This window comes from Oceanobacillus indicireducens (assembly GCF_014647195.1).
In the GTDB taxonomy this organism is placed as follows: Bacteria; Bacillota; Bacilli; order Bacillales; family Amphibacillaceae; genus Oceanobacillus; species Oceanobacillus indicireducens.
In genome coordinates this window covers 77,902-96,901 of record NZ_BMOS01000012.1, presented here as the reverse complement: position 1 = coordinate 96,901, position 19,000 = coordinate 77,902, and the positions used below count along the sequence as shown (strand labels likewise).

Below are 19,000 nucleotides of genomic sequence, written 5' to 3'. Positions count from 1 at the left end.
TTACCTAGTATAAATTAATAAATCGGTAATGTCAATATATCTTAATTAAAAAATATTTATTTAAGGATAAATTAACAAAACGAAACCATTATTCAAATACCACTAAATAGACTATCTCAAACTTGTTTTCCGTGTAAATGGATCTTAATAATGCAATCCTTCAGATATTTCGATACAATAATATGGGGAGAAGAAGGAGGAAGAGAAATGAAAGAATATAATCCAACTTGGGATTTGGATTCACTATTTCCAGGAGGAAGTGCGTCACAGCAATTCAGAGATTATCTTGGTCAGATTCGAACGGAGATTAAACAATTAGAAGGCCAATTCACCACATTGGAAGTGGGGGTAGATTCATTTTCCACGATGCTTAGCCAGTTTATAAAGGAATTGGAGAAGACAATGTTCAAACTTCGTGAGGCTGGAGCGTTCGTCAGTTGTTTAAGTGCGCAAGATGTAACGGATGAAGGGGCTAAAACACTAGTTGCTGAATATGGCACACTTTCAGCTTCGTTTAATGGCGTGCTGACAACTTTCATGCAGAAACTTGCGGAAATCCCGGACGAGGAATGGCAAGCAACCATTCAGCACGAAGCGTTACAAGAAATAGGGTATGTATTATCAGAATATCGTAATAAAGCACGGGACTTACTTGCTGTGGAACAGGAAGTGCTGATTAATGATCTTGCTGTCGATGGTTATCATGCATGGAATCAAATGTATAATACAATCGTAGGGAATATGACAGTGGAAATTGAAGGGGAAGAAAAGATAGAGTCCTATTCAATTGGTCAGGCCTCCAATCTATTAACTTCAAGCGACCGAGCAACTAGAAAGAAAGTATTTGATAAGTTAAACGATGCATGGAATAAACAAGCATCCTTATTTGCACAAACATTGAATCATTTATCAGGTTTTAGACTACAAATGTATAAGCACCGCAAATGGGAAAATGTATTAAAAGAACCGCTGAGTATCAATCGGATGAAGCAAGAAACGTTAGATGCGATGTGGACAGCGATAGCTAATAATAAACAACCTTTTGTCGCTTATATAAATAAAAAAGCAGAACTATTGAATATAGATAAATTAAGCTTCTATGATGTCGATGCACCGATTACCGACCATGTTAAAAAATTGAGCTATACAGAAGGCGCCAAATTTATTATGGATCAATTCCGTTCTTTTAGCCCAAAGATGGCGGATTTTGCTGAGCAAGCTTTTGAAAAACGTTGGATTGAAGCGGAAGATCGGCCTGGCAAACGTCCTGGCGGTTTCTGTACAAGTTTTCCTGATAGTAAGGAAACAAGAATTTTTATGACGTATTCCGGAACAGCATCGAATGTTGCCACGTTAGCCCATGAACTTGGTCATGCTTATCATCAGCATGTGATGAATGACGTTCATGGTCTTAATCAACGTTATGCAATGAACGTCGCGGAAACGGCCTCAACTTTTGCGGAAATGATTGTCGCTGATGCAGCAGTTGAACAGGCAGAAACAGCAGAAGAAAAGAAAGCTTTACTTGAAGATAAAGTTAATCGAAGTGTTGCTTTCTTTATGAATATTCATGCCCGGTTTATCTTTGAATTAAATTTTTATAAAGAAAGAGAAAAAGGTTTTGTCTCACCGGCAAGATTGAATGAATTGATGGTGGAAGCACAGAAAGAGGCTTATCAAGATGCACTCGATGAATATGATCCTTATTTCTGGGCGTCGAAACTTCATTTCCATATAACAGGGACACCATTCTATAATTTCCCTTATACATTTGGTTATTTGTTCAGTCTTGGTATTTATGCCCGCGCAAAAGAGCTGGGAGAGAGCTTTGAAGACGACTATATTGCATTACTGGAAGATACGGGACGGATGTCGGTAGAAGAGCTTGCGATGAAACATTTACAAGTCGATCTTACAAAACCGGACTTCTGGGAAGCTGCAATCGAGCTTTGCATCAAGGACGTCGAAGCGTTTCTTAAACTGTAAATTTGTTTTATAAGTGTACATTAGCTATAATAGGGTTAACGAAAAAAGCATAGAAAAAGCCAACAGGGGGAGCTAATAGCTGAGAGTGGGCAACGAGGATTGCTCAGACCCTTTGAACCTGTTAGTTAGTACTAGCGTAGGGATGATGGTTTTTTGATGGATAAAAAGCAATGTGAGCGGATTCCCCATCAGGAACCTTCCCTTGGCATTGCTTTTTTTGTATTTAAAAAAGTTGTTCAAAATAGCTTATAAAAAGCTTATAAAAAGGGGAGTTATAACGAATGAAGTCTAATAAACTACTATTTTTAATTGAAGTATCAATCTTCACTGCTTTGGCGTTGCTTTTAGATATCTTGCCAATATCGTTTAAAATCTGGGCGCAAGGTGGTTCGGTCTCCTTTGCAATGATTCCGGTGTTTATAGTAGCGTTCCGTTGGGGATTAAAAGGTGGATTAGTATCCGGTTTCCTCTGGGGGATGTTACAGATTGCAACGGGGAACGCATATATTCTGACGCCACTTCAGGGGTTCATTGATTATACACTTGCCTTTACGGTGATCGGTTTTGCCGGTCTGTTCGCAAGACAAGTTCAAGAAGCGGTACGGGACGGGCGGACAAAAGTGTACCTAACGTATATAACGGCGGGTGTACTGCTTGGTTCTGTGTTGCGTTTCCTTGCACATACCGTTGCTGGGGCAGTATTTTTCGGTTCAGCAGCGATTGAGGGACAATCAGTTTGGGTGTATTCGATTATCTATAATTCATCGTACATGTTCCCGTCATTTGTATTGTCAGCAGTGATTGTATTTTTCCTATTCCACAAACAACCGCGCGCATTGCTCAACCTAGCATCAAGCTAAACCGCAATCTATCCGCTCACATTGCAACTGTAAAAATAATGATCTCTCCCAAATTAAGGAGAGATTTTTTTAGTTTAACTGTTTCAAAGTGAATACGTAGATCTCTCCGGCGCAGGAGTCTCAAGGTTTAGGCTGCGAATCTTCAGAGAAGAATTTTCAGCACAACATTATAAAAAAGAATCAATTCGTTCTGGTTGATAATTCGCCCAAAGTCGCTGATAATAGAAGATAATTATCTGAATAGATATAAAAGTGCATACGAAAGGGGAAGTGGAAATGAAGGCATTTGTTGTGGAATATGGAGAATTAAAACTAAAAAGTATGCCCGAACCAAAGCCGGGAAATAATGAAATTGTTGTTAAGCTAAAAACAGCGGGTCTGAACAGGAGAGATCTCTATATACCAAACCGGAGAGGTAACGATAAAGAAGCTTTAATCCTCGGTTCGGATGGAGCGGGGATCGTCGAATCAGTTGGAGCAGATGTTACTCGTTTTAAAGTGGGGGATGAAGTCATCATCAATCCATCACTTAACTGGCACGAAAATAGTGATGCACCACCAAAAGGATTTGACATCCTCGGAATGCCTGATCACGGAACTTTTGCCGAAAAAATTGTGATCAATGAAGAACAAGTAGAAATGAAGCCAGATTACTTAACATGGGAAGAAGCCGGTGTGCTCGCTCTTGCTGCATTGACAGGTTACCGTGCATTAGTGACTAAGGGGAATATTAAAGCAGGAGAGACCGTATTTATTCCTGGAGCAAGTAGTGGGGTGAACACGTATATCATCCAATTTGCAAAAAGCATCGGTGCACGCGTGATTGTTTCTTCAAGAAGTGATGAAAAGTTGAAGCAGGCCCAGGAGATCGGAGCGGATCTTGCCATTTCAACGGAAAGTGATTGGGAAAAGGAATTGGAGAACGAGCAGATTGATCTTGTGATTGACAGTGTAGGTGCAGCAACGTTTAATCGTTCGTTGGACGTATTGAAGCAAGGCGGAAAAATTGTTATTTACGGAGCTACAGCTGGGGATGAAATCGACCTTAACTTACGTGCCTTTTTCTATGGTCAGTATCAATTGTTCGGCTCCACGATGGGAAGTCGTGAAGAGTTGCAACAGGTATTAGCCCATATGGAAAAGCATGAAATAAAACCGATTATGGATAAAACCTTTGAACTGGATGATGCCCAAGAAGCGTTCAATCATCTGGAAGTGAACAGCCAGTTTGGTAAAATTGCTTTATTAATCGAATAGAAATAGGACCGGTAAATTTCCCGGTCCTATTATTTTTATCGGAACTGAAAACCACGGTCTGTAACGAAATTAAGTGGACATCCCCTTTTTCGCCGTCATTTTTGGCTAGGAATATGCCTCCATCTACAATCCGAAAGAATGTTACATTTGCTTTCTAATCCGCTTGAAAAAAAGGAGTAAAAGGCAGCAAGCGCTAGCGGTGCGAATATGGTTGTTAATGTTCTTTTGATAACATAAGTGAAAGATCTGTCTGTTACAAAACACTAGGCTTTCGGCTTAAAGAGAATGGCACCGAGAACTCCAAAAATAATTGCTGCTGAAATACCGGCACTCGTCACTTCAAACATCCCCGTAACAACGCCAATCAGCCCGTGTTTCTCGGCTTCAGCCATGGCTCCATGGACTAAAGAGTTCCCAAAACTTGTAATCGGAACAGTCGCACCTGCCCCAGCGAAATCAATTAACGGTTCATATAAACCGAGTCCGTCAAGAATAGCACCTAAAACTACGAGAGTTGTTAATGTGTGAGCAGGACTGAGCTTGAATACATCAAACATAATCTGTCCAATAACACAAATAAGACCACCAATAACAAATGCCCAGAAAAATATCATGAACAAGTCACTCCATTTCAATTGAGACTGCATGTGCAATAGCGGGAATCGAATCCTTTTGCTGAACGCTTAACGGGGAGTGCAAAGAGCCGGTAGCTACAAGTAACATCCGTTTAAACTCTCCTTGCATCATCCGTTTCAGAAAATGCCCGTACATGACAATTGCTGAACAGGCTGTGCCGCTTGCACCTGCTTGAACAGGTTGATCGGGACCGTAAATCGTCATACCACAGTCCACGTATTGCTTATCTTCTAGTTGAATGCCTTGTTGCTTTAATAAATCAAAAGAAGTATTTCTTCCAATTTTACCGAGATCTCCAGTTATAATCAGATCGTAATAAGTTTCATCTACGTTTCTTTCCTTTAAATGTGTTTGAATCGTTTCCACTGCAGCGGGGGCCATTGCCCCTCCCATATTGAAAGGATCCGTTATTCCCATGTCAACGACTTTCCCAATTGTTGCAGAGGTCACAGTTGGACCATTCCCTTGCTTACTGAGAACGGCACAACCCGCTCCGGTAACAGTCCATTGCGCAGTCGGGGGTTTTTGACTGCCATAATCATTCGGATAGCGGAACTGTTTTTCCGCTGCGGCATGGTGACTAGATGAGCCACTTACAATAAAGTCGGCAAATCCGCCATCAAGTAAAGCAGCGGATAATGCGAGCCCTTCTGTAGAGGTAGCACAAGCGCTGAATAAGCCGAGGTAAGGCATCGCCAATGCCTTGGCACTAAATGTTGTAGGAGTAATTTGATTGATTAAATCTCCACTTATAAAGAAATTTACCTGCTCTTTTTCGATCGGGCTTTTCTTTAAGGCAATTTTAACTGCTTCTTCCATTAAACGCTGCTGTGCTTTCTCAAAAGACTTTTCTTCAAGCCAGCCATCATCAAATAAATGGTCGAAATCACTGCGGAGAGGGCCATCTGCTTCAAATGGTCCTCCCGTTATACCGGTAGCGAGAATGACCGGTCGATTTTTAAATTCCCATGTCTGCTTTCCAAGTAACATATTATAAGCCCCCCAATTGCAGGAAAATCGTTTTGATTAATGCAATAATAAATGCGGCAAATACACCGTATACAATGACGGGACCAGCAAGTTTAAGCATATTTGTCCCTACCCCGATAATAAAACCTTCTGTACGGTGTTCCATCGCTGCAGAAATGACTGCATTACCGAACCCGGTAACAGGAACAGCTGAACCGGCACCAGCGAATTGACCAATTCGATCATAGAGGCCAAAACCTGTCAGAATCATCGTGATGAAAATGAGCGTTGCAGTAGTTGGATTGCCTGCTGTTTGTTCGGTGAAGTCGAAATAATAAATGTAAAAGGTGGTGATTATTTGTCCGATTAAACAAATAAGGCCACCGATAAGGAAGGCTTTTACACAGTTAAGTAAAATTGGCCGCTTCGTCTCTCGTTTTTCCTCAAAGGATTGATATTGTTTAGCCTTCTTTTGCTCATTTTTTTGCTCTGTCATGTAAAACACCTCATTCCTTATGTCTGTTCTTTAGAAAGCTTGCGGATTCTTTCTAACTCTTTATTTAATTCAGCTTTGGATAAATCCCCACTATTTAACCGTTGTTCCAGTTTCTCTAATTCGAGAAAGATTTTCTGATCTGTTGATAGTTCAACTTCATGTTTATTGAATGTGGATTCAACCGTGTTTTTCAGATCCTTCTTCAAGTCTTTTAATTGCAAACGGTCATGATGTTTTGGATCAACGGCAACAATAATTACTTTGTCATTATTGATTGCAATCACTTCATTGACATCATGCTCTTGTTCAATAAGTTCTTTTGCATGGTTACTCGTTTCTTGTTTAAAATTGGTCGAGGTGCGCATGATGGAGGGATTTGTTTCACTTGCTGATCGTCCAGTGTCATTCGTTGCGCAAGCGCTCAATATAAGTAAGAGAAGAAAGGGAACTGCAAATACGTTAGGTTTCATTGAAATCACATCTTTCTGCAAGGTCTTATGTTCTTGAACTTACAGTTTTTAGCATTGGGAAATCGGTCGGAAATATACTTGGAATTTACTTCCTATCAATTAAGCGAGAGGTGAGGAAGAAGAAAAAACATCAGGGAAGGTTAACCTGATGTTTAATGTCTATTCATATTTTTGCTTTGTACGTATGCTGCGACATCCATACGGGTAGGTACGTTATATTTTCGGAGCATTTGCTTCGACCAGTTATCATCTTTAAGATTTGAATCACGCCGCTGGTAATAATCTGACAGGATTCGATCATAATCTTCTATATGCGTATGTTTTGCTTGATCATATGTATTTTCATGGAATACTGCTTCGAATGGCAGGCGAGGCTTAATGTCGGGCTCATGATTTGGATGGCCAACAGCTAGACCGAATAGCGGGATAACATATGCCGGTAGCTTCAGAAGCTCGTCAACCCGGTTGATATCGTTCCGTAAGCTTCCAAGAAAGCATGCGCCAAACCCGAGAGATTCCGCGGCGATAACCATATTTTGCGTCACTAACGCACCATCTACAGTCGCGACGATGAATTGTTCCGTACTTTCCAGATTCTGCTTAACATTTCCTTGTACCCCGTTCGAATCCAGATTGGCAATCCGGCTTAAATCGGCACAGATAACAAATAAGTAGCCATTCTTCTCTACGTAGGGTTGCCCAGAGACTTTTCTTAATTCTTTTTTTATGTTTTCATCTGTTACGCCAATAATGGAATAGGCCATAACATTACTTGAAGTCGAGGCCCGTTGCCCAGCTTCTACGATTGTTCTTACTTCATCCTTCGTCAATTTCTCTCGTGTGAATTTTCGAATAGAGCGGTGATTGTGGAGTAATTTAAGTGTTTCGTTCATTGGTTGCTCTCCTTTATATTAAAATTATTCTATTGTTAGATTATAAGTTGTTGTGATAGTAGGTTGTTCTTCAAGTGCGTTCCAAGCGTCCCAGGCCTCTTCACTCGGTTCGGTCAAAACGGGAAAATCAATTGCAAGCGATGAATCATCGATCCACTCGAATGAGAGGATTGGCCATGTAAAACCAAGGCTACCTGTTTTTTCATTGTCCCTTACCATTGAGACAGTCGTCCAATGTTGAAGATCGAATATAACAATATGACCAGGAGTCAAATGTCCATTTCCCGGGCGGGTAAAGTGAAAAGCCACTTTTGTTGCATCTGGAGAGAACGTGTGACTTTCATATGTTGCCATATCTGCCACTAGAAATGCAGGCTTATTTTGGTCTGGATGTAAAAGAAGATAAGAGCATTGGTCATGATGGCAGGAGAAACGTAAAATAAAGAATTCTTCGAGCCCCAATATATACTTCTCCAGTTCCATTTCTTTAAGTGCTTGCTGTGGGTTTTTCTGAGCTTGTAAAAACTGATGAAGTATCGGAATATCACGGATGGACAGGGAGACGATCTCTTCATTAATTGTAAACTCCGCGTAGTCCTCTATATCTACAGGCTCTTGATCCAATGGCTCAGATTCTGCTGCAGCGGATGTTGTCAACGGTTCAAGATCTAAATCAGCTTTATGAATTGGAGAAATCGTATCGTTTTCAAGACAAGCTGATAAAAGAATTACAATGAGCGCGACAGGAAGAATCATTCGCATAGTAACCGCTCCCTAGTTGTTTTTTCACAATCCAATTGTACACTACTTTTTATAAACATGCAGTTGCTTTGCATTTTAAATAATTATTATGTTTTATTCCCATCTCGTAAAATTTTTGATACACTTCAATATAACGAAATGGTTGGGGGAATTAGGATGAAAACTTTTAAATTAAAACAGCTGCAAATTGTAGAATTCCATTCAGATACATATCAAACCGTACATATCCCGCTAATCGACGGATTAAGTATTAATCGGGAAGATAAAGAAAATCGCTGGTTAATCGAAGCATATACGAAGCGTGATCTCTTGGATTATTTCACAGAATTAAAAGAAACATATAAAGAATTGATTATCCATGTCAAAATTACAACAGAGTTGAATGAATTGGCAACTTTCATTACGTCCATCATTGGTATCAATCAAATTGGTGATAATATAAATATATTATTCCTCGGTACGATGGTGGACCAAAAGACAAATAAGTTAGAGGAAATTCTTCAGCAATTGATGAAGGAAGGAAATAGAGGAGGAGACTTGCTGAATAAGTTTAAAGAATATCTTTGAAAATTAAAGTCATAGGAGTATCTCGGCAATGAACATTCGTGATGGTAAACTAATTTGGTTGAATCGGTTAACCCCAGTTCAACTGCTGCTGCTTTTTTATATCGCTGCAGTCATCTTCTCGACTGCGCTTCTTGCGCTACCTATAGCATATAAAGAAAATGTATCTATTTCATTTATCGATCTTTTATTTACAGCCGTTAGTGCGCTCAGTGTCACGGGATTAAGCACGATTTCAATTGTTGATACATTCAGCACTACCGGAATTATTTTTCTGACGATTATTTTACACCTTGGAGCTGTCGGCGTGATGGCGATCAGTACGTTAATCTGGTTATTAATTGGTAAGAAAATTGGTTTAATCGAAAGAAGACTAATTATGACCGACCAGAACCAGCCAAGTTTTAAGGGAATCGTTCGTTTAATTAAGCAAATTATTATTCTACTCTTGTTTGTTGAGCTGCTTTTTGTCATTATTTTAGGTTTTTATTATGTAAGATATTATGAATCGTTACCAGAAGCTTTCTTTCATGGTTATTTTACAACGATTACGGCTATTTCGAATGCAGGCTTTGATCTGACAGGCTTTTCAATGATACCGTTTCGTGGCGATTATTTTATTCAAAGTGCGGTCATGTTTTTAATTATTTTTGGAGCGGTAGGTTTTCCTGTTTTAATTGAAGGGAAAGAGTTCCTGCTCGGCAAAAGGAAGAAAAATAGGACGTATCGCTTTTCTTTATTTTTTAAAGTGACGGTTACAACTTTCTTCGCATTGATTCTCATTGGAGCAATCGGGATATTTGTATTGGACTTTAATGGTTTTTTCAAGGGAGTTGTCTGGCATGAAGCCCTTTTCTATGCGGTTTTCCAATCTGTGACGACGAGAAGTGGCGGACTTGCAACACTTGACGTTAGCCAGCTAACAGATGCAAATCAGCTCTTTATGTCATTTCTTATGTTTGTCGGTGCCTCGCCGAGTAGTGCAGGTGGGGGGATCCGAACGACCACTTTTGCCCTTGTGATGTTATTTATCTTAACGTATATTAGCGGGAAGAAGCAGGTGCGGATTTTTAACAGAGAAATTCACGAAGAAGACTTGAGGAAAGCTGTGACAATTACATTGGTTGCATTTTTCATTATGTTTGTTTCAGTCTTGCTCGTTTCGGTTGTTGAGGATTTCTCTTTAACGCAGATTTTATTTGAGGTCACTTCGGCATTTGGTACGGTTGGACTTTCGATGGGCATTACTGCGGACCTTAGTATTGTAAGTAAAGTTTTGCTGATGCTCCTCATGTTTATCGGGAGGGTCGGCATCATTACTTTCTTGCTTATCTTCCGGCGACGCGTAACGAAGAGTAATGTCCGCTATCCAAAAGAAAGGATCATTATCGGTTAGTGATATAGAAGTTTAAAAATGATAAACAAAAATAGCTTGTGCATTGGGTGGGGAATGCACAAGCTATTCATTCGTTTTTTAGAAGTAAAACGCTGCTCCGACAATGATTAGCAAAATAAAAAGTACCACGATTAAAGCGAAGTTGCCGCCATAACCATAGCCTCCGCCGTAGCCACCACAACCGTAGCCGCCGCCAAATCCGTAGCCCATATGTTTCACCTCCCACATCTACAGTGTTACTATATGCAGGAAAACAGAAAACGTATAGTCATTCGCACAGAAAAGGACAAGGAGGCTCCAAACAAAAACCAATTAATCGCTTGAATCTGTAATTTTTATGATTTTTAATTGATCATTTTCATAAGCAAAGATAAATTCAAATTGATGAGAAGTCGTTTGCTCCTTTTCATCATCTTGATTGCTGTCCCGTTCAATGACATCAACTTCAATTGTTGTCTTAATTTGATTATTATCTAATACTTCACTTTCTGGATCCGTTATTCTTAAATCAATGATATGAATATATTGGTTCCTAAAATCTGCATAGGAAGTGCTCTGTTGCAGGCTGCTTCCGAGAAGTGAGTAGGCACTGATATAATCACGGATGCCGATACTATCCCAGAAATACTCGATTAGGTAATTAGCATCCTGTACACCTTGTTCCATATTTATGTTATTTACAATATCTGTGATACTGGCAAATTTTAAATCTTCATTAACAGCTTCATTGGACCATTCTTTCACGATGTCAATTACTTCGTTTATCGGGATACTGAATCCGAACATCCCATCGTCCATCCCAACAGAATTGATACCAATGATTTCACCAGTTTCTCTTTTAATGAGAGGACCGCCACTATTACCGTGGGTGATCGGTGCGGAAATCTGATAGGCATTGGCATAATGAAATCCATCAACATCCAAGTCTCGCTCCGTACCTGAAATAATTCCTAGTGTTGCGGTATTTTGGAAGCCGTGTGGACTGCCAAGAGCAATGACCTCATCCCCGATCTCCGCTAAATCATTAGAGAGGGAAAGATGTTCACGATTGGCGAGTTGCGGTACACGAATGACTGCAATGTCTGTATCATCACTCATACCAACAACAGCGGCAGGATAAAATCTTGCATTTGATGTACGGACGTAGATTGCATCCGCATCTTGAATGACGTGGGCATTCGTAATGATGTCACCTTTATCGTTATATAAAAATCCGGACCCGGTAATTGTACTGTACTCATTATGTCCTTCAATTTGGATCACGCTTTTTTCCGCTTCGTGTATAATTGATTTCAAATCTAGATTCTTGCTATTTTCGGCAATATGGTTGACAAACGGTTGATTGACAGTAAGCTCCGTATTTTTCCAGTCGGAATACATCTTGAACAGGATAAACATGCCAATTAATAGAATGACAATACTTATGAGAATAGCGGGGTATCGTCTTTGTTTCATGAAGCTTCACCTCAGATATCAGTATCCGATTGATCAGTCGGTATACCATGTAATTCTTTTTATTTCTGCTTCCAATTCACTGGACTTGTCTTTTAAATCAAAATGAGTAAACTCAAATTTACCTTGTTCGTTTGGGTAGAGTGTGTCTGGATAGACGAATATTTCATTCGTTAAAATTTCCTCCCCATTCCGCGAAAGAGCGTAATCAACAAGTATTGAATTGATAGGAACGGTGGCATTACTCTTCACTGCTCCATTAACTATAACTCTACCATCCTCATCATTTTCCACTTTTATAGAAACAACTTCAATCGCATCGTTCTCATTCATTTGATGTTCCTGGTAGACGGTATCCATTGCTTGTTCCAAACGTTCCTTTGCTGCAGTTTCAAAAGAACTTTTTTCTTTATTAATATTTGCTAATAAACTTTGCAGCTTCTCGGAATCTGGTGCGTATTTTAATCCATCCTCTGTAATTAAAAGGGCATCGTTAAATTGTTTATGATTCAATGCTTCACTTGCTGTAGAGAAAGTGTACTCAATGAGTTCATTCCGTAATTGCATGACAATTTCATTCGCTTCAGGATGATTTATTTCTTCTGCTTCCCAAATAAGCATTCGAATTTCATTCATGCTTGGACTTTTTTCCAGTTTCGCTTTTAACTGTTCCATCAGGACAGAGGCGTGCGTTTGATCAATCTTTTCCACGAGTTCACTGACAACAGGACCTTGATATGTCTTCAATTTATCTTCTGCTAGATGGAGAATATCGAGTGCTTCATTATAATCTTCGGTTTGCAGGAGTTGCTCTGCTTTTTCCAATTGTTCTCCAATGTTTATCGCTTCCGTTGTGTATTGCAACGCTACTTGAGCCTGGTCGAAATCTTTCCGGTGGCGCAGAGAATCTTGAAGAAGTTGATTCGCCTGTTCATAATCATCCTCTTGCAGGGATTCTTGCGCTTCCGTATATAATTCAATTGCTTTTGCAGATTGATGATTGAAGTAGAAGGATGATATAAAAACACTACTTATAACAATGACCAACATGGCGATCGGGAGTATCCACCATTTTTGGAATCTTGCGGGTTCGAGTCTTGCCTCTATATCCGGTAGCGGTTTCCCGCATTTTAAACAGAAATGCTCATCTTCTTTCACTTTCGTCCCGCAATTTGGGCAATAATACATGGTCTACCACCTCCAATAATCTATATTATTTTATCATAAATACTTTATTTAAAAGGAAAAAATTGATATGATAAGAGGGATGATGAGATACATAGCTTTAATTTTGAATGAAATAAATGATAAATTATGAAAGGGGTGCATATGAATGGAAACAATTTATGTAATTGTTCTCTTCGGCATTCTTATCCTAAACATGGGCTACTGTTTATTAGATAATGAAAAGTAATGAATCGAACAGGGCAGCCACACCCGACTGCCCTGTTTCCATTGTTGCGTAGAAAACTATAAAATAAAGCCGCTCTGAATAACGAGTTTCTAACTGTAGCCGCGTTAGCTCTGCTCGGGCTAGTGATCTGCTAGTACAAACGCTTTTCGGTGAGACAAGTAGTCGAAGTCCCGGGCGCCCGCGAAACTTAATGTAAGGGCACGTGTGTCTTTGATTTTCCTCACGTATTAACGGTCTGTAATACCCCCACCTCTAAACATGAGGGAAACCCAAAATGTTACGGCGGGGATAAACAGTCCGTAAGTCCCTGATTCTGTTCAACTAACAATCAGTGGAGGAGGTAAGGAAACCCCCACTGAATGAAGTTTCACTTTATCTTGTTCGACCCCATTCACTAATTGGGTAAATAATGAGTTCTGACCTTCCAATGATTTCCTCGCGCTGAATAAATCCAAGGCCGTTACGGCTGTCTTTACTAATCGCACGGTTATCTCCCATCACAAAATAACTATCCTGAGGAACATCTATCGGGCCGAATTCTCCAGTTTTGCTGCTAATTTCTTCGCTCAGAAATGTTTCGATGTATCTTTCTCCATCAATATATAATTCACTATTTCTGATTTCAACTGTTTCACCAGGAAGAGCGATAATTCGCTTGACATAATTTTTGTCTGTTTGTTGAATGATGATAATATCTCCGCGCTTAGGCTCATTAAGGAGATAAATCATTTTATTAAAGATGAGTCTTTCGCCATTTTCGAGTGTCGGTTCCATGCTATCACCTTCAACAATCGATGTGGCAAATACGAAATTTTGGATTAAAAGGGCAATAATAACAGCGGTTGCAATGGCTTTTAACCATTCAAACCACTCGGATTTTCGTTTTGTAGCCAATGCTACCATCCTTTTCTATTATAATTCACTTTTTATAGTAGCATAACTTCCTTGCATTATCGACAGTAAACGATGAACTTTTTTCATGACAACTAATGAATTACAATTCAGTTTTAAAGGAGTGCTATAATTTCAATGGATACGCTTGTGGACATGCTTAAACAAATTGAAGTTCTACGTAAAGAAATGATTCAGACAGCGGAGGAGAATGGATTGAATCATGAAAAGTGCATTACAATCAGTAAGGAGTTGGACCAGTTATTGAATGAATACGAACGGGTAAAACAGGTATCGTCTCCTAAAATAAAAACAAAACAATAAAGTAATTTGAAGTAAATCTTATAATGTGATAGAAGAGTATAATTCAGGAGTATGATTCGGAGCGAAAACTTTGTAATTATCACGTATTAACGGTCTGTAATATCCCCACCTCTAAACAGGAGGGAAACCCGAAATGTGAAGGCGGGGATAAACAGTCCGTAAGTACCTGATTCTGTTCAACTAACATTCAGTGGGGGCTGTAAAGATACCCCCACTAAATGAAGTTTCACTTTATGAATAAACGGTTACATATTTCGAGAAGTATTGCGCGAATGTGGTAAGTAAAAGAGTAATTTGTTTGAAAATTATCAGCAAATGACATATAATATAATTGAAATAATAATTTTCCGTTAATTTCGAATTAAAGTTCCTAAAATGTTCAAATAATTTAGATTAGAAAAGCGGAAAATGGGGTATAATGAAACTAGTATGTGTAAAGGAGTGCAAAAAGATGAGACCTAAACGTATGAGTTTTGAGCAACTCGTCAGCCAAAATATAAGAGAGATGCTAGAGGATGAAAATAGCATCAATCAGCTGGAGATGCGTTTGGAAAAAAGACATGAAGCGAATGCTAGAAAAAAACGCGAGCAAGACGCTGAACTTTTTTCTAATGAATAATAATAGAGCATGAAGAAATGGGGAGGCTAGAACGACTCCCCGTTTTTTATGCTCTAATTTTTTGATTATCAGCTATATGATTATCACGCTTATTATAAACTTGAACAATAATGACAGCGGCGATAATAGCAGCCATTCCTAGCATCTGAATGAATGAGAACGCCTCTTGGAAGATGAAGATGCCAATTAACGTTGCAACGACAGGCTCTACCGTCGTCAGAATGGAAGCCTTTGAAGCTTCTGTTTGATTTAATCCATGGGTATAAATAATGTATGCGACAGCAGTAGGCAGCAGTCCTAAACCGAATGCATAAAGCAATACTTCTAGCTCAATTAGCAAGCCGGCTTTTTCCTTATAAGGAAAGAAAGGGGTTAAAGCAATTGCCGCAGTTAAAAATGTGAAAGTGGTAATAGTTAAAGATGTATATTTCCTTAGGGCATATTTGCTGAATATACTGTACAGTGCATAGCCGACTGCCGAACCAATTCCGAAAATCATACTTCCCAACTTAAAAGCTTCTTTATCAAAGGGAATTAATCCAACAACAAGACTCGTGCCAAATAATGTAATGAAAAGGGCAATGATTTTAATCCGTGTTAACGGTTCTTTGAATAAAAAATAAGAAAAGATTGTGACAAACGTCGGTCCTGTATAAAGTAATGCGGTAGCAACTGGGATTGATGATATTTCTATAGCGGTAAACATGCAATAATTGAAAAATACAATACTGAATACGCCAGTGCCAATGAAATATTTAATATCCGTTATTTTATGTAATTTCAAGCTCCTTGGGGTGGTACACAATAAATACAAGACAAGGATAAAAGCTGATGTCCATACCCGCAGTGTCACAACTTCCATCGGAGTAAAGCCGTATGTATAGAGATTCTTTACGTAAAAACCGATTGTCCCCCATAACGCCGCTCCAATAAGAATATAAATAAATGCTTTATTCACCAGCATCGCTCTCTTTCCTCCATTTTCATATCATTATATTAGTAAAGTATTTAAATGTATAGTAATTTTGTGAAATGGGAACAATGGGGCTATTTAAGTTACTTAGCTGGAGGTTTAGTCCATGGAGCGTTTCTTTTCCGAATTGATAATTTTTCATTATGATTTCCTTTTTATTATCGCGGGTTTATTATTGTTATTATGTATGTTTATTTTAGCTAGACGCCTGATCGAGTGGGGTAAAGAAAGGGATTATTTACTCGCTTTTATTGTGGGGAGCAGCTTTTTTCTGAATCTATTCTTCTTTATATTAGTCATTGGAAAAAAAGAAGGGCATGCAGTCATATTTCTGCCATATTTACTACAGATCATTGGTATTTATGGGTTATTACTACTCTTCGGTTTGGGGTGCAGGTTTGTATTTAAACGAATCGTTCGTAAAAGGGCGTAGACAGTTGAATGCTGTCACGCCCTTTTTAGATATGAATTTTATTAAAAGGTGCGTGTGCAAGGTCATGAGTTTAGCTCATGACCTTTTTAAAGTCTTATTAAATTTACTGAATAATATAGATCACAAACAAAATGGTATTTCATATTTTTTCCATTAAACACTTCAAATTGACTATAAATAACCGATATAAAGAATAGAAATAAATACATATACCTATTCCGGGTAAATTTATGACAGGAGACGTAGAATAATGCAAGATTCTTTAATACAAAAAGAGGCACATCCAGTCCTGCAGTCCTTTATCCAAGTAGCTCCATATTTTCAAATGCTAGTTAATGATGATATAACAATAGGGATTTATGATACAGAAAAATTGCTAATCAATATTCCTGCGAAAACCTTCTCACTTCATGTAGCTCCTGGTGATCCATTGCTTGAAGGTGATATTATTGCGAAAGCGATTCATGAAAATAAAAATCAGGCTATGGTGGTACCGGCTGATTTATTTGGAGTAAATCTTGTTTCTCGTGCAACACCTGTGCATGATGAGCATGGGAAAGTAATTGGTGGAGTTGGTGTTGGGTTAAATGTCGATAAGGCGAACAAACTTTCAGAAATAGCTGGCAGTCTATCCAATGTGATTAATGATGTAACGAATACGGTTCAAGAAATGGCAGAATCAGTTAATGAACTAGCTACGAATCTTAACTTTGTTTCTGAAAAGGCAAATGAAGTAACAGATAGTGTAGACCTTATTGACAAAGTTTCAACAGTTGTTAGGGATATCGCGGATCAGAGTAATTTACTTGGTTTAAATGCAGCTATTGAATCAGCACGTGCTGGAGAACATGGGAGAGGATTTGGAGTTGTCGCTGATGAAATTAGAAAAATGGCAACTAATTCAAAGGACAATGTACAGGAAATCCAAAATATTACAACCCAAATTAAAAGTGTAATCGAGGATCTGGATAAGGATATACAAAAAGTAAATTTGGAATCCAATACCCAATCCGCTTCGATTGAAGAACTAACAGCAACAATGGAAGAAATCAATGGAAATATTCGTAGTTTAGCGGAATTAGCTAGAGAAAACATGGAGTTAAAAAGTGAATGAAAGGTTGAATGAGATGAACTATAAAGAATTAGCAAGTCAATATATTAACGGAGAATGGAAAGACGGTTCTAGTGATCTTATAATAGAAAATAAAAACCCATACAATGGTGAAATTATTGCAACATATAAAGCTGCTAGTATAGCAGATTTGAATGATGCATATGAATCGGCACAAACTGTACAAGAAAAGTGGGCGAAAACAAACCCAGTTGTACAAAGAGAAGTGTTTGATAGAGCTGTAGATTATATCAATGAAAATCATGAAGCAATTGTTAATATAATTACGGATGAGATTGGTGGTACACGTTTAAAAGCAGAATTTGAGATTGGCTTAGTTACAAATTTGATAAAAGAAGCAGCCACTTTTCCTATGCGCATGAATGGTACCATTTTACCATCTCCAATTGATGGTAAAGAAAACCGTGTTTATCGTGTACCAGTTGGTGTGGTTGGGGTTATTAGTCCCTTTAATTTCCCGTTTTTCTTATCCATGAAATCTGTTGCACCGGCTTTGGCTACTGGGAATGGTGTCGTATTGAAGCCGCATGAGCATACAACAATTACAGGCGGAACACTTATTGCTAAAATATTTGAGAGTGTTGGACTGCCTAAAGGCTTGTTAAATGTGATTACTACTGAAATATCGGAAATTGGAGATAAATTTGTAGAACACCCAATTCCACGTGCTATTTCCTTTACAGGATCAACAAAGGTTGGAAAACATATAGGAGAAGTTGCTGGAAGAAATCTAAAAGAAGTTCATCTGGAATTAGGTGGAAATAGTGCTTTAGTTGTTTTAGAGGATGCAGATATTGATTTAGCAGTAAGTGCAGGCGTATTTAGCCGCTTCACACATCAAGGACAAATCTGTATGTCAACTAATCGCTTAATTGTTCATGAAGATGTATATGATGAATTTGTGGAAAAATATATCAAGACAGTATCTGGTTTGACTTGTGGTGACCCGAAAGATCCAAACACGATTATTGGACCAGTTATTAATGAACGCCAAGTTAAAACGACTGTAGAATTAATTGAAAAAGGTATTGAAGAGGGGGCAACTCCTTTACTTAAAGGAAATGTTAAAGGGAACGTAATAGAACCAGTTGTATTTACTGATGTTACTCCAGATATGACGATTGCAAATGAGGAATTCTTTGCACCAGTTGTATCTATTATGAAAGTAGCAAATGAAGAAGAAGTTCTAAACTATGCCAACCAAAGCCCGTATGGTTTAAGTGGTGCAATTCATACAAGAGATGTAGAGCGTGGTGCCGAGCTTGCAAAGCGAATGGACACTGGCATGATCCATATCAATGATGGAACAATTAATGATGAGCCTAACGTCGCTTTCGGTGGTGTCAAAAATTCAGGAATTGGACGACTAAATGGAGAATGGAGCTTAGATGCATTTACTACAACTAAATGGATTTCCATTCAGCACACAAAACGAGTTTATCCATATTCTTAAGGTGAATAACCCCCTTCTAG

Annotated in this window: 21 protein-coding genes and 1 riboswitch; of the genes, 10 read left to right on the top strand and 11 right to left on the bottom strand. The window is 38.7% G+C overall.

Annotated elements, in window-relative coordinates:
• Positions 1 to 207: 207 nt before the first annotated feature.
• The 3 genes from IEX94_RS10280 (at position 208) to IEX94_RS10270 (ending at position 4,103) form a co-directional block, all read left to right on the top strand.
• Positions 208 to 1,986, top strand: a complete 1,779-nt coding sequence (locus IEX94_RS10280; RefSeq protein WP_188857097.1) for a M3 family oligoendopeptidase — start codon at positions 208 to 210, stop codon at positions 1,984 to 1,986.
• 55 nt (positions 1,987 to 2,041) lie between these two features.
• Positions 2,042 to 2,146: riboswitch (TPP riboswitch) on the top strand.
• Positions 2,147 to 2,267: 121 nt separating this feature from the next.
• Positions 2,268 to 2,846 (top strand): energy-coupled thiamine transporter ThiT, encoded by a 579-nt coding sequence (thiT, locus tag IEX94_RS10275; RefSeq protein ID WP_188857096.1) that lies wholly within the window; start codon positions 2,268 to 2,270, stop codon positions 2,844 to 2,846.
• Positions 2,847 to 3,122: 276 nt separating this feature from the next.
• Positions 3,123 to 4,103, top strand: coding sequence for a zinc-binding dehydrogenase (locus IEX94_RS10270; protein ID WP_188857095.1), 981 nt, complete (start codon positions 3,123 to 3,125; stop codon positions 4,101 to 4,103).
• A gap of 263 nt (positions 4,104 to 4,366) precedes the next feature.
• On the opposite strand, the gene spoVAE is transcribed toward IEX94_RS10270, so the two are convergent.
• From spoVAE to IEX94_RS10240, 6 genes are all read right to left on the bottom strand, one after another.
• The gene (gene spoVAE, locus IEX94_RS10265; RefSeq protein WP_188857094.1) at positions 4,367 to 4,717 is read right to left on the bottom strand and encodes a stage V sporulation protein AE; all 351 of its coding nucleotides are present in this window, start codon (positions 4,715 to 4,717) and stop codon (positions 4,367 to 4,369) included.
• A gap of 7 nt (positions 4,718 to 4,724) precedes the next feature.
• Positions 4,725 to 5,729 (bottom strand): stage V sporulation protein AD, encoded by a 1,005-nt coding sequence (gene spoVAD, locus IEX94_RS10260; RefSeq protein WP_188857093.1) that lies wholly within the window; start codon positions 5,727 to 5,729, stop codon positions 4,725 to 4,727.
• Between the two features lies 1 nt (position 5,730).
• Positions 5,731 to 6,204 carry a stage V sporulation protein AC gene (gene spoVAC / locus IEX94_RS10255; protein ID WP_188857092.1) on the bottom strand — a complete coding sequence of 158 codons (474 nt, stop codon included), beginning with the start codon at positions 6,202 to 6,204 and terminating at the stop codon, positions 5,731 to 5,733.
• A gap of 17 nt (positions 6,205 to 6,221) precedes the next feature.
• Positions 6,222 to 6,674, bottom strand: coding sequence for a YhcN/YlaJ family sporulation lipoprotein (locus IEX94_RS10250; RefSeq protein ID WP_188857091.1), 453 nt, complete (start codon positions 6,672 to 6,674; stop codon positions 6,222 to 6,224).
• 152 nt (positions 6,675 to 6,826) lie between these two features.
• Positions 6,827 to 7,567 carry an oxygen-insensitive NADPH nitroreductase gene (gene nfsA / locus IEX94_RS10245; protein WP_188857090.1) on the bottom strand — a complete coding sequence of 247 codons (741 nt, stop codon included), beginning with the start codon at positions 7,565 to 7,567 and terminating at the stop codon, positions 6,827 to 6,829.
• Positions 7,568 to 7,591: 24 nt separating this feature from the next.
• Positions 7,592 to 8,329 carry a hypothetical protein gene (locus IEX94_RS10240; protein WP_188857089.1) on the bottom strand — a complete coding sequence of 246 codons (738 nt, stop codon included), beginning with the start codon at positions 8,327 to 8,329 and terminating at the stop codon, positions 7,592 to 7,594.
• 156 nt (positions 8,330 to 8,485) lie between these two features.
• On the opposite strand from IEX94_RS10240, the gene IEX94_RS10235 reads away from it, so the two are divergent.
• The gene (locus IEX94_RS10235; protein ID WP_188857088.1) at positions 8,486 to 8,896 is read left to right on the top strand and encodes a YwpF family protein; all 411 of its coding nucleotides are present in this window, start codon (positions 8,486 to 8,488) and stop codon (positions 8,894 to 8,896) included.
• 28 nt (positions 8,897 to 8,924) lie between these two features.
• Positions 8,925 to 10,289, top strand: coding sequence for a TrkH family potassium uptake protein (locus tag IEX94_RS10230; protein ID WP_188857087.1), 1,365 nt, complete (start codon positions 8,925 to 8,927; stop codon positions 10,287 to 10,289).
• A gap of 78 nt (positions 10,290 to 10,367) precedes the next feature.
• Here IEX94_RS10230 and IEX94_RS10225 read toward each other — a convergent pair whose 3' ends face one another.
• From IEX94_RS10225 to lepB, 4 genes are all read right to left on the bottom strand, one after another.
• Positions 10,368 to 10,499: a YjcZ family sporulation protein gene (locus IEX94_RS10225; protein ID WP_188857086.1), complete on the bottom strand. Its 132-nt coding sequence runs from the start codon at positions 10,497 to 10,499 to the stop codon at positions 10,368 to 10,370.
• Positions 10,500 to 10,601: 102 nt separating this feature from the next.
• Entirely contained in the window at positions 10,602 to 11,744 is a 1,143-nt protein-coding gene (locus IEX94_RS10220; protein WP_188857085.1) for a S1C family serine protease, read from the bottom strand.
• A gap of 33 nt (positions 11,745 to 11,777) precedes the next feature.
• Positions 11,778 to 12,929 (bottom strand): zinc-ribbon domain-containing protein, encoded by a 1,152-nt coding sequence (locus IEX94_RS10215; RefSeq protein WP_188857084.1) that lies wholly within the window; start codon positions 12,927 to 12,929, stop codon positions 11,778 to 11,780.
• Between the two features lie 598 nt (positions 12,930 to 13,527).
• Positions 13,528 to 14,058 carry a signal peptidase I gene (lepB, locus tag IEX94_RS10210; RefSeq protein ID WP_188857083.1) on the bottom strand — a complete coding sequence of 177 codons (531 nt, stop codon included), beginning with the start codon at positions 14,056 to 14,058 and terminating at the stop codon, positions 13,528 to 13,530.
• A gap of 126 nt (positions 14,059 to 14,184) precedes the next feature.
• Here lepB and IEX94_RS10205 point away from each other — a divergent pair, with 126 nt between their 5' ends.
• Both IEX94_RS10205 and IEX94_RS10200 read left to right on the top strand, forming a co-directional pair.
• Complete coding sequence (locus IEX94_RS10205) at positions 14,185 to 14,370, top strand: aspartyl-phosphate phosphatase Spo0E family protein (RefSeq protein WP_188857082.1); 186 nt, start codon at positions 14,185 to 14,187, stop codon at positions 14,368 to 14,370.
• Between the two features lie 451 nt (positions 14,371 to 14,821).
• Complete coding sequence (locus IEX94_RS10200) at positions 14,822 to 14,989, top strand: FbpB family small basic protein (protein ID WP_156856322.1); 168 nt, start codon at positions 14,822 to 14,824, stop codon at positions 14,987 to 14,989.
• 46 nt (positions 14,990 to 15,035) lie between these two features.
• On the opposite strand, the gene IEX94_RS10195 is transcribed toward IEX94_RS10200, so the two are convergent.
• Positions 15,036 to 15,953: a DMT family transporter gene (locus IEX94_RS10195; protein ID WP_308425594.1), complete on the bottom strand. Its 918-nt coding sequence runs from the start codon at positions 15,951 to 15,953 to the stop codon at positions 15,036 to 15,038.
• Between the two features lie 115 nt (positions 15,954 to 16,068).
• On the opposite strand from IEX94_RS10195, the gene IEX94_RS10190 reads away from it, so the two are divergent.
• From IEX94_RS10190 to IEX94_RS10180, 3 genes are all read left to right on the top strand, one after another.
• Entirely contained in the window at positions 16,069 to 16,395 is a 327-nt protein-coding gene (locus IEX94_RS10190; RefSeq protein WP_188857081.1) for a hypothetical protein, read from the top strand.
• A 250-nt stretch (positions 16,396 to 16,645) separates the two neighbouring features.
• Positions 16,646 to 17,509: a methyl-accepting chemotaxis protein gene (locus IEX94_RS20135; protein ID WP_188857080.1), complete on the top strand. Its 864-nt coding sequence runs from the start codon at positions 16,646 to 16,648 to the stop codon at positions 17,507 to 17,509.
• Positions 17,510 to 17,522: 13 nt separating this feature from the next.
• Complete coding sequence (locus IEX94_RS10180; RefSeq protein WP_188857110.1) at positions 17,523 to 18,980, top strand: aldehyde dehydrogenase family protein; 1,458 nt, start codon at positions 17,523 to 17,525, stop codon at positions 18,978 to 18,980.
• The last annotated feature ends 20 nt before the right edge of the window (positions 18,981 to 19,000 follow it).

Coding starts and splice junctions, on each gene's coding strand:
- IEX94_RS10280 (WP_188857097.1), top strand. CDS start 208: ATGAAAGAATATAATCCAACTTGGGATTTGGATTCACTATTTCCAGGA.
- thiT (WP_188857096.1), top strand. CDS start 2,268: ATGAAGTCTAATAAACTACTATTTTTAATTGAAGTATCAATCTTCACT.
- IEX94_RS10270 (WP_188857095.1), top strand. CDS start 3,123: ATGAAGGCATTTGTTGTGGAATATGGAGAATTAAAACTAAAAAGTATG.
- spoVAE (WP_188857094.1), bottom strand. CDS start 4,717: ATGATATTTTTCTGGGCATTTGTTATTGGTGGTCTTATTTGTGTTATT.
- spoVAD (WP_188857093.1), bottom strand. CDS start 5,729: ATGTTACTTGGAAAGCAGACATGGGAATTTAAAAATCGACCGGTCATT.
- spoVAC (WP_188857092.1), bottom strand. CDS start 6,204: ATGACAGAGCAAAAAAATGAGCAAAAGAAGGCTAAACAATATCAATCC.
- IEX94_RS10250 (WP_188857091.1), bottom strand. CDS start 6,674: ATGAAACCTAACGTATTTGCAGTTCCCTTTCTTCTCTTACTTATATTG.
- nfsA (WP_188857090.1), bottom strand. CDS start 7,567: ATGAACGAAACACTTAAATTACTCCACAATCACCGCTCTATTCGAAAA.
- IEX94_RS10240 (WP_188857089.1), bottom strand. CDS start 8,329: ATGCGAATGATTCTTCCTGTCGCGCTCATTGTAATTCTTTTATCAGCT.
- IEX94_RS10235 (WP_188857088.1), top strand. CDS start 8,486: ATGAAAACTTTTAAATTAAAACAGCTGCAAATTGTAGAATTCCATTCA.
- IEX94_RS10230 (WP_188857087.1), top strand. CDS start 8,925: ATGAACATTCGTGATGGTAAACTAATTTGGTTGAATCGGTTAACCCCA.
- IEX94_RS10225 (WP_188857086.1), bottom strand. CDS start 10,499: ATGGGCTACGGATTTGGCGGCGGCTACGGTTGTGGTGGCTACGGCGGA.
- IEX94_RS10220 (WP_188857085.1), bottom strand. CDS start 11,744: ATGAAACAAAGACGATACCCCGCTATTCTCATAAGTATTGTCATTCTA.
- IEX94_RS10215 (WP_188857084.1), bottom strand. CDS start 12,929: ATGTATTATTGCCCAAATTGCGGGACGAAAGTGAAAGAAGATGAGCAT.
- lepB (WP_188857083.1), bottom strand. CDS start 14,058: ATGGTAGCATTGGCTACAAAACGAAAATCCGAGTGGTTTGAATGGTTA.
- IEX94_RS10205 (WP_188857082.1), top strand. CDS start 14,185: ATGGATACGCTTGTGGACATGCTTAAACAAATTGAAGTTCTACGTAAA.
- IEX94_RS10200 (WP_156856322.1), top strand. CDS start 14,822: ATGAGACCTAAACGTATGAGTTTTGAGCAACTCGTCAGCCAAAATATA.
- IEX94_RS10195 (WP_308425594.1), bottom strand. CDS start 15,953: ATGCTGGTGAATAAAGCATTTATTTATATTCTTATTGGAGCGGCGTTA.
- IEX94_RS10190 (WP_188857081.1), top strand. CDS start 16,069: ATGGAGCGTTTCTTTTCCGAATTGATAATTTTTCATTATGATTTCCTT.
- IEX94_RS20135 (WP_188857080.1), top strand. CDS start 16,646: ATGCAAGATTCTTTAATACAAAAAGAGGCACATCCAGTCCTGCAGTCC.
- IEX94_RS10180 (WP_188857110.1), top strand. CDS start 17,523: ATGAACTATAAAGAATTAGCAAGTCAATATATTAACGGAGAATGGAAA.